The sequence below is a fragment of the Pseudomonas baltica genome (genome assembly GCF_014235765.1).
Classification (GTDB): domain Bacteria; phylum Pseudomonadota; class Gammaproteobacteria; order Pseudomonadales; family Pseudomonadaceae; genus Aquipseudomonas; species Aquipseudomonas baltica.
Window position 1 is genome coordinate 373,293 of record NZ_JACMYH010000003.1, and the last position, 14,453, is coordinate 387,745.

Annotated in this window: 14 protein-coding genes; 10 read left to right on the forward strand and 4 right to left on the reverse strand. The window is 63.4% G+C overall.

What is annotated here, in order from left to right; translation table 11 throughout:
* Positions 1–30: 30 nt before the first annotated feature.
* Complete coding sequence (locus H7993_RS14120) at positions 31–1,200, reverse strand: MFS transporter (RefSeq protein ID WP_185794741.1); 1,170 nt, start codon at positions 1,198–1,200, stop codon at positions 31–33.
* A gap of 270 nt (positions 1,201–1,470) precedes the next feature.
* On the opposite strand from H7993_RS14120, the gene H7993_RS14125 reads away from it, so the two are divergent.
* Positions 1,471–1,857: an MAPEG family protein gene (locus H7993_RS14125; RefSeq protein WP_185794742.1), complete on the forward strand. Its 387-nt coding sequence runs from the start codon at positions 1,471–1,473 to the stop codon at positions 1,855–1,857.
* A gap of 55 nt (positions 1,858–1,912) precedes the next feature.
* Here H7993_RS14125 and H7993_RS14130 read toward each other — a convergent pair whose 3' ends face one another.
* The 3 genes from H7993_RS14130 to H7993_RS14140 all read right to left on the reverse strand — a co-directional run bounded on the left by H7993_RS14130 (position 1,913) and on the right by H7993_RS14140 (position 4,784).
* Complete coding sequence (locus H7993_RS14130) at positions 1,913–2,320, reverse strand: DUF1090 domain-containing protein (RefSeq protein ID WP_185794743.1); 408 nt, start codon at positions 2,318–2,320, stop codon at positions 1,913–1,915.
* A 256-nt stretch (positions 2,321–2,576) separates the two neighbouring features.
* Positions 2,577–3,770: a methionine adenosyltransferase gene (gene metK / locus H7993_RS14135; RefSeq protein ID WP_122479820.1), complete on the reverse strand. Its 1,194-nt coding sequence runs from the start codon at positions 3,768–3,770 to the stop codon at positions 2,577–2,579.
* 12 nt (positions 3,771–3,782) lie between these two features.
* Positions 3,783–4,784, reverse strand: coding sequence for a metalloregulator ArsR/SmtB family transcription factor (locus tag H7993_RS14140; RefSeq protein WP_185794744.1), 1,002 nt, complete (start codon positions 4,782–4,784; stop codon positions 3,783–3,785).
* A 192-nt stretch (positions 4,785–4,976) separates the two neighbouring features.
* Between H7993_RS14140 and tkt the strand changes: the two genes are divergently transcribed.
* The 9 genes from tkt (at position 4,977) to H7993_RS14185 (ending at position 14,453) form a co-directional block, all read left to right on the forward strand.
* Positions 4,977–6,974 (forward strand): transketolase, encoded by a 1,998-nt coding sequence (tkt, locus tag H7993_RS14145; protein ID WP_185794745.1) that lies wholly within the window; start codon positions 4,977–4,979, stop codon positions 6,972–6,974.
* 247 nt (positions 6,975–7,221) lie between these two features.
* On the forward strand, positions 7,222–8,277 hold the full coding sequence (gene epd / locus H7993_RS14150; protein ID WP_185794746.1) for an erythrose-4-phosphate dehydrogenase: 1,056 nt from the start codon (positions 7,222–7,224) through the stop codon (positions 8,275–8,277).
* A gap of 14 nt (positions 8,278–8,291) precedes the next feature.
* Complete coding sequence (locus H7993_RS14155) at positions 8,292–9,455, forward strand: phosphoglycerate kinase (RefSeq protein ID WP_122479816.1); 1,164 nt, start codon at positions 8,292–8,294, stop codon at positions 9,453–9,455.
* A gap of 27 nt (positions 9,456–9,482) precedes the next feature.
* Positions 9,483–9,704 carry a hypothetical protein gene (locus H7993_RS14160; RefSeq protein ID WP_122479815.1) on the forward strand — a complete coding sequence of 74 codons (222 nt, stop codon included), beginning with the start codon at positions 9,483–9,485 and terminating at the stop codon, positions 9,702–9,704.
* A gap of 103 nt (positions 9,705–9,807) precedes the next feature.
* Positions 9,808–10,020 carry a hypothetical protein gene (locus H7993_RS14165; RefSeq protein ID WP_122479814.1) on the forward strand — a complete coding sequence of 71 codons (213 nt, stop codon included), beginning with the start codon at positions 9,808–9,810 and terminating at the stop codon, positions 10,018–10,020.
* A 22-nt stretch (positions 10,021–10,042) separates the two neighbouring features.
* Positions 10,043–10,369 carry an MliC family protein gene (locus H7993_RS14170; RefSeq protein ID WP_185794747.1) on the forward strand — a complete coding sequence of 109 codons (327 nt, stop codon included), beginning with the start codon at positions 10,043–10,045 and terminating at the stop codon, positions 10,367–10,369.
* A gap of 106 nt (positions 10,370–10,475) precedes the next feature.
* Complete coding sequence (fba, locus tag H7993_RS14175) at positions 10,476–11,540, forward strand: class II fructose-bisphosphate aldolase (protein ID WP_043192347.1); 1,065 nt, start codon at positions 10,476–10,478, stop codon at positions 11,538–11,540.
* 226 nt (positions 11,541–11,766) lie between these two features.
* Positions 11,767–13,896, forward strand: a complete 2,130-nt coding sequence (locus tag H7993_RS14180) for a putative bifunctional diguanylate cyclase/phosphodiesterase (RefSeq protein WP_185794748.1) — start codon at positions 11,767–11,769, stop codon at positions 13,894–13,896.
* Positions 13,897–13,952: 56 nt separating this feature from the next.
* Positions 13,953–14,453, forward strand: coding sequence for a M48 metallopeptidase family protein (locus tag H7993_RS14185; RefSeq protein ID WP_185794749.1), 501 nt, complete (start codon positions 13,953–13,955; stop codon positions 14,451–14,453).

Below are 14,453 nucleotides of genomic sequence, written 5' to 3' on the forward strand. Positions count from 1 at the left end.
TGTTGCCGTGCGCCCGAACGGCACACCCGTTCATCCCGCCGCGTTGAGTGCCGCGGTTGGCCTGCGCTGCCAATAGATGAACACCACGGCGAGTATCAGGGTGCCGATGCCGGTTATGGCGCCGGTCCATGGCAAATCCACCAATGGTGCACCACTGGCGACAACCAGGCCGCCGACCCAGGCGCCGGCGGCGTTGCCCAGGTTGAAGGCGCTCTGGTTGAGGGTCGAGCCCAGGTTCGGCGCCTCGTGTGCCTGGTCGATGATCAGCAATTGCAGGATCGGGCACAGCGCGAAGGCGAACACGCCCCACGCCAGCAATGTCAGCGCGGCCGGGATCAATGAGCCGCTGGTCTGGGTGAACAGGGCCAGGATCAACACCACCGCAATGGCCATGCCCACCAGCGAGGGCAGCAGGCGCGAGTCGGCCAGACGGCCACCGAGCATGCTGCCGATGGTCAGGCCGACGCCGAACAGCAGCAGCATCACGGTGATGCCGTGGGCGCTGACGCCGGTAACGTCCTGCAGGATCGGTGCAATGTAGGTGAACACACTGAACAGGCTGCAGGAGGCCATCGCGCTCATGGCCAGGGGCAGCAACACGTTGGGCTTGCGCAGCACGCGGAACTCGCGGGCCAGGTTGCCGCGTTCCATGGGAATGGCCTTGGGCAGCCAGACGATCTGCGCCAGCAGGGCAATGATGCCGATCACCGAGACGGCCCAGAACGTGGAGCGCCAGCCGGCGAACTGGCCCAACGCCGTGCCCAGCGGTACCCCCAGCACGTTGGCCAGGGTCAGTCCGGTGAACATCAGGGCGATGGCCTGGGCGCGCTTGTTCGGCGCCACCAGGCCTGCGGCCACTACCGAGCCGATTCCGAAGAACGCTCCATGGCACAGGGCCGTGATGATTCGGGCGCCCATCAGCGTGGCGTAATTGGGCGCCAGCGCGCACAGCACGTTGCCGAGGATGAACATCAAGGTCATGCCCAGCAAGGTAGCCTTGCGCGGCAGGTTGGCGGTGAGCACCGCCAGCACCGGCGCGCCGAAGACCACGCCCAGGGCGTAGCCGGTGATCAGCAAGCCCGCATCCGGGATGCTGACGGACAGGTCCTGCGCCACATCGGTGAGCAGGCCCATGATGACGAATTCGGTGGTGCCGATGCCGAATGCGGCGACGGCCAATGCAAACAATGCAAGTGGCATGCGGATGTTCTCGAGTAGGAGGGTGAGTTGCCCGACAAAGGCATGCGCCAGCCTCCGCATGAACTGCAGAGAACACGATTTATTGGAATAGGAGCGCAAAAGGATGCAGCAATACAGCGGCGCGTATTATAGGGAGTGCCGCAAAGGCGGCCAAATTGATAATTGCAATGGAACTCTGCGCGGGCGAACCTTTCGCGGCGTGTGTCCTCTTAATGTCTATCGAGCGTGCATGGGCACATCGGTATGGAAGACTCGAACAAGGAACTCTGTATGACCGTCGCCTTCTGGTGTGTCTTGATCGCTTTGGTATTGCCCTACGCATGCGCCTATATCGCCAAGTTCACGGGCGGCAACTTCGGCTTGCGCCACAACCATGATCCGCGAGCCTACCTCGACGCGCTGGAGGGCTTGCCCAAGCGGGCCCACGCCGCGCAGTTGAACAGTTTCGAAATTCTTCCCGGCTTCATCGCCGCAGTGGTCATTTCCGATATCGTCGGCAATGCGCAACAGGTGACGCTCGACGTGCTGGCAGTGGTGTTCATCACTACACGCCTGCTGTACATCATCTGTTACCTGGCCGACTGGGCTGCCTTGCGGTCGTTGGTATGGTTCACCGGGTTCGCGATCATCGTCAGTTACTTCTTCGTCTCGATGTAGCGGCACTTTGCGTACAGGCGGCGGATCATCGAGATGACTCGCCGCGCAATGCTCGTTACTTGTCCAGCTCATCCATTGCTTCTTGCAATTCCTTGCGTGACTCGGCGAGCTTGTCCTTGCGCTTGTTGATCTTCTCCGAATCGCCTTTCTTCATGGCTTTGTCCAGGTCGCTTTGACGCTTGCTGACTTCGCGCTTGGCATCGAGCACTTTGCCTTCACGTTCCTTGCGCAGCGAATTGTCGGTGCAGTTGGTCTGGATCTCGCGCAGTGCGGTGTTCAGGCCATCGACCTGATTCTGGTTGCCGTTGGCCTTGGCAACGGCGATCTGTGCCTGCACGTTCTGCTGCTTGGCGGCGCAACCGGTGGCCACTGCCGCCACGGCGGGGGCAGGAGGGGCAGCCATCGCCGGGGCGACGAGCACACCGGTGACCAGCAAAGCGCACAGGGAGGAAAGCTTGTTCATGGTGACTCCGTGAATATGATTCTGAATAGTTGACGATGAATTGAAGTAAATTTCTGTAGGACGCGTCCTATTCGTGGCACCACGTATCGAGTTGCTGCAGTGGCCCACGACATGATCCTTCCATTGAAGGACCTTTTGCCGGCCAGGTCAAAGCCGTCTCGCCTCGAAGCAGGCCTGCGCCGTTTGCGACGACACAAAAAAGCCCCGGCCAGTCACCCGGCCGGGGCTTTTCGTGTACTGCTGTCAGGCGCCTGGCTTACTTGAGGCCGGCGGCGTCGCGCAGGGCCGCGGCACGGTCGGTGCGCTCCCAGGTGAACGCGGTGAAGGTGTCGTCGCCTACGGTCATTTCCACCGGCGCCCGGCCGAAGTGGCCGTAGGCCGCGGTGGCCTGGTACATCGGGTGCAGCAGGTCGAGCATGGTGGTGATGGCATACGGACGCAGGTCGAAGTGCGCACGCACCAGCTTGACGATCTGGTCGTCGCTGATCTTGCCGGTGCCGAAGGTGTTGATCGAGATCGACGTGGGCTGGGCCACGCCGATGGCGTAGGACACCTGGATCTCGCAGCGCTCGGCCAGGCCGGCGGCGACGATATTCTTGGCCACGTAGCGACCGGCGTAGGCCGCAGAGCGGTCGACCTTGGACGGATCCTTGCCGGAGAACGCACCGCCACCGTGGCGGGCCATGCCGCCGTAGCTGTCGACGATGATCTTGCGTCCGGTCAGGCCACAGTCACCCACCGGGCCACCGATGATGAAGTTGCCGGTCGGGTTGATGTGAAACTGGGTGTCCTTGTGCAGCAGTTCGGCCGGCAACACGTGCTTGACGATCAACTCCATCACGCCTTCGCGCAGGTCCTTGTAGGACACGTCCGGGTTGTGCTGGGTCGACAGCACCACTGCATCGATGCCCACGACCTTGCCGCCTTCGTACTGGCAGGTGACCTGCGACTTGGCATCGGGGCGCAGCCACGGCAGCAGGCCGGACTTGCGCGCTTCGGCCTGGCGCTCGACCAGGCGATGCGAGAAGCAGATCGGCGCGGGCATCAACACGTCGGTTTCGTTGCTGGCGTAGCCGAACATCAGGCCCTGGTCGCCTGCGCCCTGATCTTCCGGCCTGCTGCGGTCCACGCCCTGGGCGATGTCCACCGACTGCTTGCCGATGATGTTCATGACCGCACAGGTGGCGCCGTCGAAGCCGACATCGGAGCTGTTGTAGCCGATGTCGACGATGACCTTGCGCACGATGTCTTCCAGGTCGACCCAGGCCGACGTGCTGACTTCGCCGGCGATGATCGCCACGCCGGTCTTGACCAGGGTTTCGCAAGCCACGCGGGCGAACTTGTCCTGGGTGATGATGGCGTCCAGCACCGCGTCGGAAATCTGGTCGGCGATCTTGTCCGGGTGTCCTTCAGAGACGGACTCGGAGGTGAAAAGGGAGTATTCGCTCATCTCGACGGTTTCCTAAATTGACCGATGGTGAGTGTCGCCAGCCGGCCGCGAGAAATGTCGGACCTGAATCTGGAAACCATTACGTAAGCCCACGTAGAGGCTCTCTCCGGGTACAAGCCCCGCAGCGGTGGCCCAACGGGCCAGATCTTCCTGTTCGAAACCCAACCAGAGATCACCGCAGGCCTCCTTGGCCCAACTCTGGTTGTGGCTGCACAATTCTGTGACCAAAAGACTGCCACCCGGTTGCACGCGCTGGGCCAGATGACCGAGGGCCTGCTGCGGGTCGCTGAAGTGGTGCAGGACCATGTTCAGCACCACGCAGTCGGCGCGCAGGCTGGTGGGTGCCAAGGCATCGACCAGCTCCAGGCGCACGTTGCCCAACCGCTCGCGCAGGCAGACCTGACGCGCCAGTTCGAGCATGGCCGGGCTGTTGTCCTGCGCCGTGACCTGAGCAAAGCGCCGCGCCAGCTCGGGCAAGAAGCCGCCGTCGCCAGGGCCCACTTCCAAGGCGCTGGCCTGGCTGGCGAAGCTGAGTTTGTCGAGCAGGGCCAGCAGGCTTTCGCGGTACTGCGGCAAGCCGGCGATGAGGTCCTGCTGGGCGCGGAATTTTTCTTCCATGCGCGAGAAGAAATCTTCGCTGGCCGCCGCGCGCTGGCGCTGCACCACGGCCATGCGCACCTGGGCCTCGGCCGGCAGGCTCAACGCGTCGACCTCTTCGAGCAAGGCGCTGTGCAGGCGCCCGCCCAGCGCGCGAGCGTTGGGCAGGGCGCGGCGGTAGAAAATCGCGTTGCCCTCGCGGCGGGTAGCCACCAGGTCGGCCTGGGCGAGCACCTTGAGGTGATGGCTCATGCCCGACTGGCCCACTGCGAAGATCTGCGCCAGCTCCAGCACGCCGAACGAATCGCTGGCCAGCGCGCGCAGCACGTTGAGGCGCAGTGGATCGCCGCCGGCCTTGCACAGGGCCGCCAGATCGTCACTTGCCTGATGGTCGAAAGCAGGGGCGCGCAGGTTCATAGGTTCGGCAGTCTAGTGAGCGATGCGCAGCCTCGCAAGACCAATATCAAAAAGTTTTGATATTGGTTCGCAGCTGGTGCGGCCGTGCATTTGCCCGCTGGGGCAAATGTCCGATTGCCCAACCCCCTGCCGGTGGGGGAAAATGTCGTTCTTTGTTGTATCCCTGCCTACACAGACCCCAGGAGACATGCGATGCCCAGCCGTCGTGAGCGCGCCAATGCCATTCGTGCACTGAGCATGGATGCCGTGCAAAAAGCCAACAGCGGCCACCCGGGTGCCCCCATGGGCATGGCGGATATCGCCGAAGTGCTGTGGCGTGACTTCCTCAAGCACAACCCGGCCAACCCGGCGTTCGCCAACCGCGACCGTTTCGTCATGTCCAACGGCCACGGCTCGATGCTGGTCTATTCGCTGCTGCACCTCACCGGCTACGACCTGGGCATCGAGGACCTGAAGAATTTCCGCCAGCTGCACAGCCGCACCCCGGGCCACCCCGAGTACGGCTACACCCCAGGCGTGGAAACCACCACCGGCCCACTGGGTCAGGGCCTGGCCAACGCCGTCGGTTTCGCCATTGCAGAAAAAGTGCTGGCGGCGCAGTTCAACCGCGACAGCCACAAGATCGTCGATCACAACACCTATGTGTTCCTCGGCGACGGCTGCATGATGGAAGGCATCTCCCACGAAGTGAGCGCGCTGGCCGGCACCCTGGGCCTGGGCAAGCTGATCGCTTTCTACGATGACAACGGCATCTCCATCGACGGCGAAGTCGAGGGCTGGTTCACCGACGACACGCCGAAACGCTTCGAAGCCTACGGCTGGCAAGTGATTCGCAACGTCGACGGCCACGATGCGGACGAAATCAAGACCGCCATCGAGACCGCGCGCAAGAGCGAGCAGCCCACCCTGATCTGCTGCAAGACCACCATCGGCTTTGGCTCGCCGAACAAGCAGGGCAAGGAAGACTGCCACGGCGCGCCACTGGGTGCCGAAGAGATCGCTCTGACCCGCGCTGCGCTGAAGTGGAACCACGGCCCGTTCGAAATCCCGGCCGACATCTACAAGGAGTGGGACGCCAAGGAAGCCGGCGTTGCCGTGGAAGCCGAGTGGAACCAGCGCTTCGCTGCCTATTCCGCCGCCTACCCCGAACTGGCCAATGAATTCGTGCGGCGCATGAGCGGTGAGCTGCCAGCCGATTTCTCCGAAAAGGCCAGCGCCTACATCGCCGAAGTGGCCGCCAAGGGCGAGACCATCGCCAGCCGCAAGGCCAGCCAGAACGCCTTGAACGCCTTTGGCCCATTGCTGCCGGAAATTCTCGGTGGCTCGGCCGACCTGGCCGGTTCCAACCTGACCCTGTGGAAAGGCTGCAAGGGTGTCGAAGCAGATGACGCCGCCGGCAACTACATCTATTATGGCGTACGCGAATTCGGCATGAGCGCGATCATGAACGGCATCGCCCTGCATGGCGGCTTCGTGCCGTACGGCGCGACCTTCCTGATCTTCATGGAATACGCACGCAACGCGGTACGCATGTCGGCGCTGATGAAGAAGCGCGTGATCTACGTATTCACCCACGACTCCATCGGTCTGGGTGAAGATGGCCCGACCCACCAGCCGATCGAACAGCTGGCCAGCCTGCGCTGCACCCCGAACCTCGACACCTGGCGTCCTGCCGATGCGGTCGAGTCGGCGGTAGCATGGAAATTCGCCCTGGAGCGCAACGATGGTCCATCGGCGCTGATCTTCTCGCGTCAGAACCTCGATCGCCAGACTCGCGACCAGGCCCAACTGGCCGATATCACCCGTGGCGGCTATGTGCTCAAGGATTGTGCTGGCGAGCCTGAGTTGATCCTGATTGCCACCGGTTCCGAAGTCGGTCTGGCGGTGAAGGCATTCGACAAACTGACCGAGCAGGGCCGCAACGTGCGCGTCGTGTCGATGCCGTGCACCAGCGTGTTCGACGCGCAGGACGCGGGTTACAAGCAGTCGGTGTTGCCGCTGCAGGTCAGCGCGCGCATCGCCATCGAGGCGGCGCATGCCGACTACTGGTACAAGTACGTGGGCCTGGAAGGCCGCGTGATCGGCATGACCAGCTTTGGCGAGTCGGCACCGGCGCCGGCCTTGTTCGAAGAGTTCGGTTTCACCCTGGAGAATATCCTGGCCACCGCCGAAGAATTGCTCGAAGACTGATCCACACCCGCGTAGGAGCGGTCATCGGCCGCGAAGGGCGTGCTGCGGTGTGTCAGGTGTACCGCGGCGAGGCTTTCGCGGCCACGGACCGCTCCTACGGGGATTGCGGACCTCCTGTAGGAGCGGTCATGGGCCGCGAAGGGCGTGCTGCGGTGTGTCAGGTGTACCGCGGCGAGGCTTTCGCGGCCACGGACCGCTCCTACGGGTGGTCCTCGGATGCTCATAATAATTCCAGGCGTACTTGCTCATGTCTTCTCCACGCCCCTACAGAGTCGCTCTCAACGGTTACGGCCGCATCGGTCGCTGCGTGCTGCGTGCGTTGTGCGAGCGCGGTGCGCAGGCCGAGTTCGAGGTGGTGGCGATCAACGACCTGGCCGACATGGCCAGCATCGAGTACCTCACGCGCTTCGATTCGACCCACGGCCGCTTTCCCGGTGAAGTCACGGTGGATGCCGACCACCTGTTGATCAACGGTCAACGCATACGCGTCACCCGCAGTGCCACGCCCGAAGCGATCGACTGGGCCGCGCTCGACATCGACCTGGTGCTCGAATGCTCCGGGGCCTACAACACCCGCGGCGACGGCCAGCGTTTCCTGGCCGCCGGCGCACCGGCCGTGCTGTTTTCCCAGCCCATGGCCAGCGAAGCCGACGTCGATGCCACCATCGTGTTCGGTATCAATCAGGATTGCCTCAGCGGACGCGAACGGCTGGTTTCCAACGCGTCCTGCACCACCAATTGCGGCGTGCCACTGTTGCGCCTGCTGGATCAGGCCATCGGCCTGGAATACGTGTCCATCACCACCATTCACTCGGCCATGAACGACCAGCCGGTGATCGACGCCTACCACCACGAAGACCTGCGCCGTACGCGCTCGGCATTCCAGTCGGTCATTCCGGTTTCCACCGGCCTGGCCCGTGGCATCGAACGGCTGCTGCCGGAACTTGCCGGTCGAATCCAGGCCAAAGCAGTGCGCGTGCCGACCGTCAACGTGTCATGCCTGGACATTACCCTGCAGATGGCGCGCGACACCTGTGCCGTGGAGGTCAACCGGATCCTCTACGAAGCAGCGCGCAGTGGCCCGTTGCAGGGGCTGCTGGCCTACACTGAGTTGCCGCACGCCAGTTGTGATTTCAACCACGACCCTCATTCGGCCATCGTCGATGCCAGCCAGACCCGCGTTTCCGGCCCGCGCCTGGTGAACCTGCTGGCCTGGTTCGACAACGAATGGGGTTTTGCCAATCGAATGCTCGACGTTGCGGGGCATTACCTGCGCGTCATGAACAATTCCAAACGAGCTTGAAAGGACTGAACGCAATGACCGTGTTGAAGATGACCGACCTCGACCTGCAAGGTAAGCGCGTACTGATTCGCGAAGACCTCAACGTACCCGTCAAGGATGGCAAGGTAACCAGCGACGCGCGCATCCTCGCCTCGTTGCCCACCATCAAGCTGGCCCTGGAGAAGGGCGCGGCGGTGATGGTCTGCTCGCACCTGGGCCGGCCCACCGAAGGCGAATTCTCTGCCGAGAACAGCCTCAAGCCGGTGGCCGAGTACCTGAGCAAGGCCTTGGGCCGCGACGTGCCGCTGGTCGCCGACTACCTGGACGGCGTCCAGGTCGAGGCGGGTGATGTGGTGCTGTTCGAGAACGTGCGCTTCAACAAGGGCGAGAAAAAGAACGCCGACGAGCTGGCACAACGCTACGCGGCACTGTGCGACGTGTTCGTGATGGACGCATTCGGCACTGCGCACCGCGCCGAAGGCTCCACCCACGGCGTGGCCAAGTTCGCCAAGGTGGCCGCTGCCGGCCCGCTGCTGTCCGCGGAGCTTGAAGCGCTGGGCAAGGCGCTGGGCGCCCCGGCCAAGCCGATGGCCGCCATCGTTGCCGGCTCCAAGGTCTCGACCAAGCTGGACGTGCTCAATAGCCTCAGCGGCATCTGCGACCAGCTGATCGTGGGCGGTGGCATTGCCAACACCTTCCTGGCCGCAGCCGGGCACAAGGTTGGCAAGTCGCTGTACGAGCCTGACCTGCTCGACACGGCGCGCGCCATCGCGGCCAAAGTCAGCGTGCCGTTGCCGGTCGACGTGGTGGTGGCCAAGGAGTTCGCCGAAAGCGCCGAAGCCACGGTCAAGCTCATTGCCGACGTAGCCGATGACGACATGATCCTCGACATCGGTCCACAGACCGCCGAGCACTTCGCCGAGCTGCTCAAGTCGTCCAAGACCATTCTGTGGAACGGCCCGGTCGGTGTGTTCGAGTTCGATCAGTTCAGCAACGGCACCCAGGTATTGGCCAAAGCGATCGCGCAGAGCCCGGCCTTTTCCATCGCCGGTGGCGGCGATACCCTGGCGGCCATCGACAAGTACGGCGTCGCTGGCGACATCTCCTACATCTCGACTGGCGGCGGTGCGTTCCTCGAGTTCGTCGAGGGCAAGGTGCTGCCGGCCGTGGAAATGCTGGAACAGCGGGCCAAGGCCTGACGTCCTTTGAGGCTCGAGGAGAAACGGATGCTCAAGGCACCCACCCTGGCGTTGCTGATCGGCCTGCTGGCCGGCTGTTCCGGTGCGCCGGCAACATCGGTCGACGACGGTCCGGCGGCGATCCGTGGCGGCTGTTCGCAGTCGCAGTGGCAGGCCGAAAGCATCCCGGTGGTCGGCAAGCGCATGGGGCCTGAGGCTCTGGAGCGCTACGAGCCGGAACAGCAGGCGCAGGCACCGGGTTGTCCGTGAGGGCAACCAATGGCGCTTGCCAGGGGTCTTCTGTGGTGAGTCTCACGATTATCACTGCCTTTGGCACCAAGATTATCTGTGCCTCCGGCACAAGGAGTTCACCATGAAGATCGGTTCCGCGACATTCGGTTTGGCCACCCTGCTGGCAGCGGCGCTGTCCAGCGGTTGCATGAGTTCAGGCGCCGGCAGCGCCTGTGAAGTGTTCAGCCCGGTGTCTGTGGTGACGCCCACGACTCAGGACGATCAACGGGTGCAGACCAACGCCACTGGTGCGCCGGCCGGTGCCCGGAACACGGCACAGGATTGCGGCGCGTGAGCCAGTGCTCAGAGGTATATGAATGAAAGGCGGTTTGGCGATAATGGCAATGGCGCTGCTTTCTGGCTGCGCCTACCTGGATAGGCCGATGCCGGTGTCCCCCGACTGGACACGTTGGCAGTGCGACAGCCAGGTCGAGGTGCAATGGCGGTACAGTGTCGCCGACAAGAGCGCGATGCAGGTGCGCCTGGCCGGCAGCGACAAGCAGTACGACTTGACGCCCCAGGCCGGGGCCGAGGGCGAGCTGTTCAGCGATGGTGTGCTGGCGTTCCACAAGAAAGGTGACGAAGGCCTGGTGTACTGGGTCGCCACCGACGATTTGATTGGCCGGGGCTGCAAGGCTCCGTGACGGCTGGGCCCATTGCGCCAGCCCGATGATAGGCATTACTTCAAGAGCGGCCGCCGATGCGGCGAGCTGCAACGATCAACGACCCTGAACCGGGAGACACAAAACAATGGCACTTATCAGCATGCGTCAGATGCTGGACCACGCCGCCGAATTCGGCTACGGCGTTCCAGCTTTCAACGTCAACAACCTCGAGCAGATGCGCGCCATCATGGAAGCGGCCGACAAGACCGACTCCCCGGTCATCGTCCAGGCTTCGGCCGGCGCCCGCAAATACGCCGGTGCGCCGTTCCTGCGCCACTTGATCCTGGCGGCGATCGAAGAATTCCCGCACATCCCGGTGTGCATGCACCAGGACCACGGCACCAGCCCCGACATCTGCCAGCGTTCGATCCAGCTGGGCTTCAGCTCGGTGATGATGGACGGCTCGCTGGGCGTCGACGGCAAGACCCCTACCGACTACGACTACAACGTGCGCGTGACTTCGCAGACCGTTTCCTTCGCCCACGCCTGCGGTGTGTCGGTAGAGGGCGAGCTGGGCTGCCTGGGTTCGCTGGAAACCGGTCAGGCCGGTGAAGAAGACGGCGTGGGCGCCGAAGGCATCCTGGATCACAGCCAGATGCTCACCGACCCGGAAGAGGCGGCCGATTTCGTCGCCAAGACCCAGGTCGACGCCCTGGCCATCGCCATCGGCACCAGCCACGGCGCCTACAAGTTCACCAAGCCGCCTACCGGCGACATCCTGGCGATCGACCGCATCAAGGCGATCCATGCGCGCATTCCCAATACTCACCTGGTGATGCACGGCTCCTCGTCGGTGCCGCAGGAGTGGCTGGCGATCATCAACGAGTACGGCGGCGCTATCAAGGAAACCTACGGCGTGCCGGTCGAGGAAATCGTCGAAGGTATCAAGTACGGCGTGCGCAAGGTCAACATCGACACTGACCTGCGCCTGGCCTCCACCGGTGCGATCCGCCGCTTCATGGCGCAGAACCCGGCCGAGTTCGACCCGCGCAAGTATTTCGCCGAAACCGTGAAAGCCATGCGTGACGTGTGCATCGCCCGCTACGAAGCGTTCGGCACCGCCGGCAACGCCTCGAAGATCAAGCCGATCTCCCTGGAAGGCATGTTCCAGCGCTACGCCAGCGGCGAGTTGAACGCCAAGGTCAACTAAGCCTTACCGCTGTCGAAAAACCCGCCTGTTGGCGGGTTTTTTCGTTCTGGCGGGGTGTTCTGGGCAGGGTACTGCCTTTTGAGCAGGGCGCGCCGTCCATCGGCGAGTGCTCATTCGTGACGCAAACCGTGGGAAATTGTCCTACAGCTTTGTGCCGAGCCCGTCTAAAGTAACGCAAGAAGTTTCCGGGCGAATCCGGATTCAGCACGTCTGAACGAGTATTAGCATGGAATGCGCCCCTGATCCGTCCGTTGACGGTGGTTCCACGTTGTTGGTGGTCGACGATTATCCGGAAAACCTGCTGAGCATGAGAGCCCTGCTCGAGCGCCAGGACTGGCAGGTGGTGACCGCAGCTTCCGGTGTCGAAGCGCTGGGCAAACTGCTCGAGCATGAGGTCGATCTGGTGCTGCTCGACGTGCAGATGCCGGGTATGGACGGTTTCGAAGTGGCTCGTCTGATGCGCGGCAGCCAGCGCACGCGCTTGACCCCGATCATCTTCCTGACTGCCAACGAGCAGTCGCAGGCTTCCGTGCTCAAGGGCTACGCCACAGGGGCGGTGGACTATCTGTTCAAACCGTTCGATCCGCAGATCCTGCGGCCCAAGGTCCAGGCGCTGCTCGAACAGCAGCGCAACCGGCGTGACCTGCAGCGTTTGAGCCGTGACCTGGAAGCGGCCCGCGCCTTCAATGCCTCGGTGCTGGAAAATGCCGGTGAGGGCATTCTGGTGGTCAACGAGCACGGTCTGATCACCTTCGCCAATCCGGCCATCTCGCGCCTGCTGGGCGCCACGATCGAGCAACTGCAGCGCGGCGTGCTGGCGGATTACCTGCACAAGCCGCAGATTCCCGAATGGTCCGAGTCCGACTTCTACCGCGCCTACAGCACGCGCAATACCTACCGGGTGCATGATGCGCTGCTGCGCACGGCCAACGGCCAGCAGTTGCCGGTGGCTCTGTCGTGCGCGCCGTTGCCCGGCGAGCAGCGCGCCATGGTGGTGACGATCCTCGACATGTCGGTGGTGCGCAGCCTGCACCAGCAGTTGGAATACCAGGCGGTGACCGACCCGCTGACCGGGCTGCTCAACCGCCGCGGTTTCTATCAGGCCGTGGAGAGCGCGCTGGTGCGCAACGAGCGTGCGGAAAAGGCTCAGGCGCTGCTGTATCTGGATCTGGACGGCTTCAAGCGTATCAACGACAGCCATGGTCACGACGCTGGGGACAGGGCCCTGCGCTGGGTGGCCGAACAGCTCAAAGCGGTGCTGCGGCCCTTCGACGTGGTGGCGCGCATGGGTGGCGACGAATTCACTGCGCTGCTGGACAACCTCGACTACCCCGAGCAGGCCGCCAAGGTGGCCGAAAAGCTCATGGAACGCATCGCCATCGAGCAGACCGTGGATGGCGTGGACATCAGCCTGGGCGTCAGCATCGGCATTGCCACCTACCCCGAATGTGGCACCAATCTGGACAGCCTGCTGCGCGCTGCCGATATCGCCATGTATGCCGCCAAGCAGGCCGGTCGCCAGCAATACCGCTATTACGATCAGGATTTGAACGGTCGCGCGCGCTCGCGTCTGCTGCTGGAAACCAGTGTCGGTGAAGCCATCGAGAACCGTGATTTCAGTTTGGTCTACCAGCCCCAGGTGTCCCTGCTCGATGGGCGTCTGCGCGGTTTCGAGGCGCTGTTGCGCTGGTGTCATCCCAGCGTCGGCGACGTACAGCCGGGGCTGTTCATTCCCTTGCTCGAACAGGCGCGACTGATCAGTCGCCTGGCGAGCTGGATCTACACCGAAGGCGCCGCCCAGCGCCGCGCCTGGTCCAGCCGTTTTCCCGCCGAACTGGTGCTCAGCATCAGCCTGAGCAATGCCCAGTTCGCCATGCCCAACCTGGTGGCCGAACTGCAACGCGCGATTGCCTTGCATGGGTTGCGCCCGCGTCAGCTCGAGGTGGAGGTAGTGGAGTGCTCGCTGATGCACAACCTGCCCCAGGCAACAGCGCAGTTGCAGCAGCTGCGCAACCTCGGTGTGCGTATCGCCCTGGATGATTTCGGTACCGGCCCGTGCTCGCTGAAACTGCTGCGCGACTTGCCCATCGACACGCTCAAGCTGGACCGTCACCTGATCGCTCGACTGCCCGACTCCAAGCCCGATGGCGTGTTCGCGCGCAGTGTTATCCAGGCCTGCAACGCGTTCGACATCACGGTGATCGCCGAGGGGGTGGAAACCGCCGAGCAATGTCAGTGGCTGCGCGCCGCCGGTTGCGAGTGGATCCAGGGCTTCGTGATCGCCCGGCCATTGACGGCGCAGGCCGCCAGCGACTTTCCGCTGGTCAGCGCGGGCGTGCAGCCGGCAGCGGTGTGACGCCAGCGCCGCGCAGGCGTTACACTGGACACCTTTCTCAAGTCGAAACAGGCACCATGACCGCGCTGAAGTACCTGCAAGCCTACCCACCCGCACTGCAGGAGCAGGTCCGGCAACTGATCGCGCGCGGACAGCTGGCGGACTACCTGAGCCAGCGCTATCCGGATCGCCACGCCGTGCAGAGCGACAAGGCGCTGTACAACTATGCCATGGCCCTGAAGCAGGAGTACCTGCGCAACGCGCCGGCCATCGACAAGGTGCTGTTCGACAACCGCCTGGACCTGACGCATCGCGCACTGGGCCTGCACACCGCGGTTTCGCGGGTTCAGGGCGGCAAGCTCAAGGCCAAGAAGGAAATCCGCATCGCTTCGCTGTTCAAGGACGCGGCGCCGCAGTTTCTGCAGATGATCGTGGTGCATGAGCTGGCGCATTTCCGCGAGAGCGACCACAACAAGGCGTTCTACCAGCTGTGCGAACACATGCTGCCCGGTTATCAACAGTTGGAATTCGACCTGCGTGTCTACCTGACCTACCGTGATCTGCCCCCGCCGCCGTGA

Coding starts and splice junctions, on each gene's coding strand:
- H7993_RS14120 (WP_185794741.1), bottom strand. CDS start 1,200: ATGCCACTTGCATTGTTTGCATTGGCCGTCGCCGCATTCGGCATCGGC.
- H7993_RS14125 (WP_185794742.1), top strand. CDS start 1,471: ATGACCGTCGCCTTCTGGTGTGTCTTGATCGCTTTGGTATTGCCCTAC.
- H7993_RS14130 (WP_185794743.1), bottom strand. CDS start 2,320: ATGAACAAGCTTTCCTCCCTGTGCGCTTTGCTGGTCACCGGTGTGCTC.
- metK (WP_122479820.1), bottom strand. CDS start 3,770: ATGAGCGAATACTCCCTTTTCACCTCCGAGTCCGTCTCTGAAGGACAC.
- H7993_RS14140 (WP_185794744.1), bottom strand. CDS start 4,784: ATGAACCTGCGCGCCCCTGCTTTCGACCATCAGGCAAGTGACGATCTG.
- tkt (WP_185794745.1), top strand. CDS start 4,977: ATGCCCAGCCGTCGTGAGCGCGCCAATGCCATTCGTGCACTGAGCATG.
- epd (WP_185794746.1), top strand. CDS start 7,222: ATGTCTTCTCCACGCCCCTACAGAGTCGCTCTCAACGGTTACGGCCGC.
- H7993_RS14155 (WP_122479816.1), top strand. CDS start 8,292: ATGACCGTGTTGAAGATGACCGACCTCGACCTGCAAGGTAAGCGCGTA.
- H7993_RS14160 (WP_122479815.1), top strand. CDS start 9,483: ATGCTCAAGGCACCCACCCTGGCGTTGCTGATCGGCCTGCTGGCCGGC.
- H7993_RS14165 (WP_122479814.1), top strand. CDS start 9,808: ATGAAGATCGGTTCCGCGACATTCGGTTTGGCCACCCTGCTGGCAGCG.
- H7993_RS14170 (WP_185794747.1), top strand. CDS start 10,043: ATGAAAGGCGGTTTGGCGATAATGGCAATGGCGCTGCTTTCTGGCTGC.
- fba (WP_043192347.1), top strand. CDS start 10,476: ATGGCACTTATCAGCATGCGTCAGATGCTGGACCACGCCGCCGAATTC.
- H7993_RS14180 (WP_185794748.1), top strand. CDS start 11,767: ATGGAATGCGCCCCTGATCCGTCCGTTGACGGTGGTTCCACGTTGTTG.
- H7993_RS14185 (WP_185794749.1), top strand. CDS start 13,953: ATGACCGCGCTGAAGTACCTGCAAGCCTACCCACCCGCACTGCAGGAG.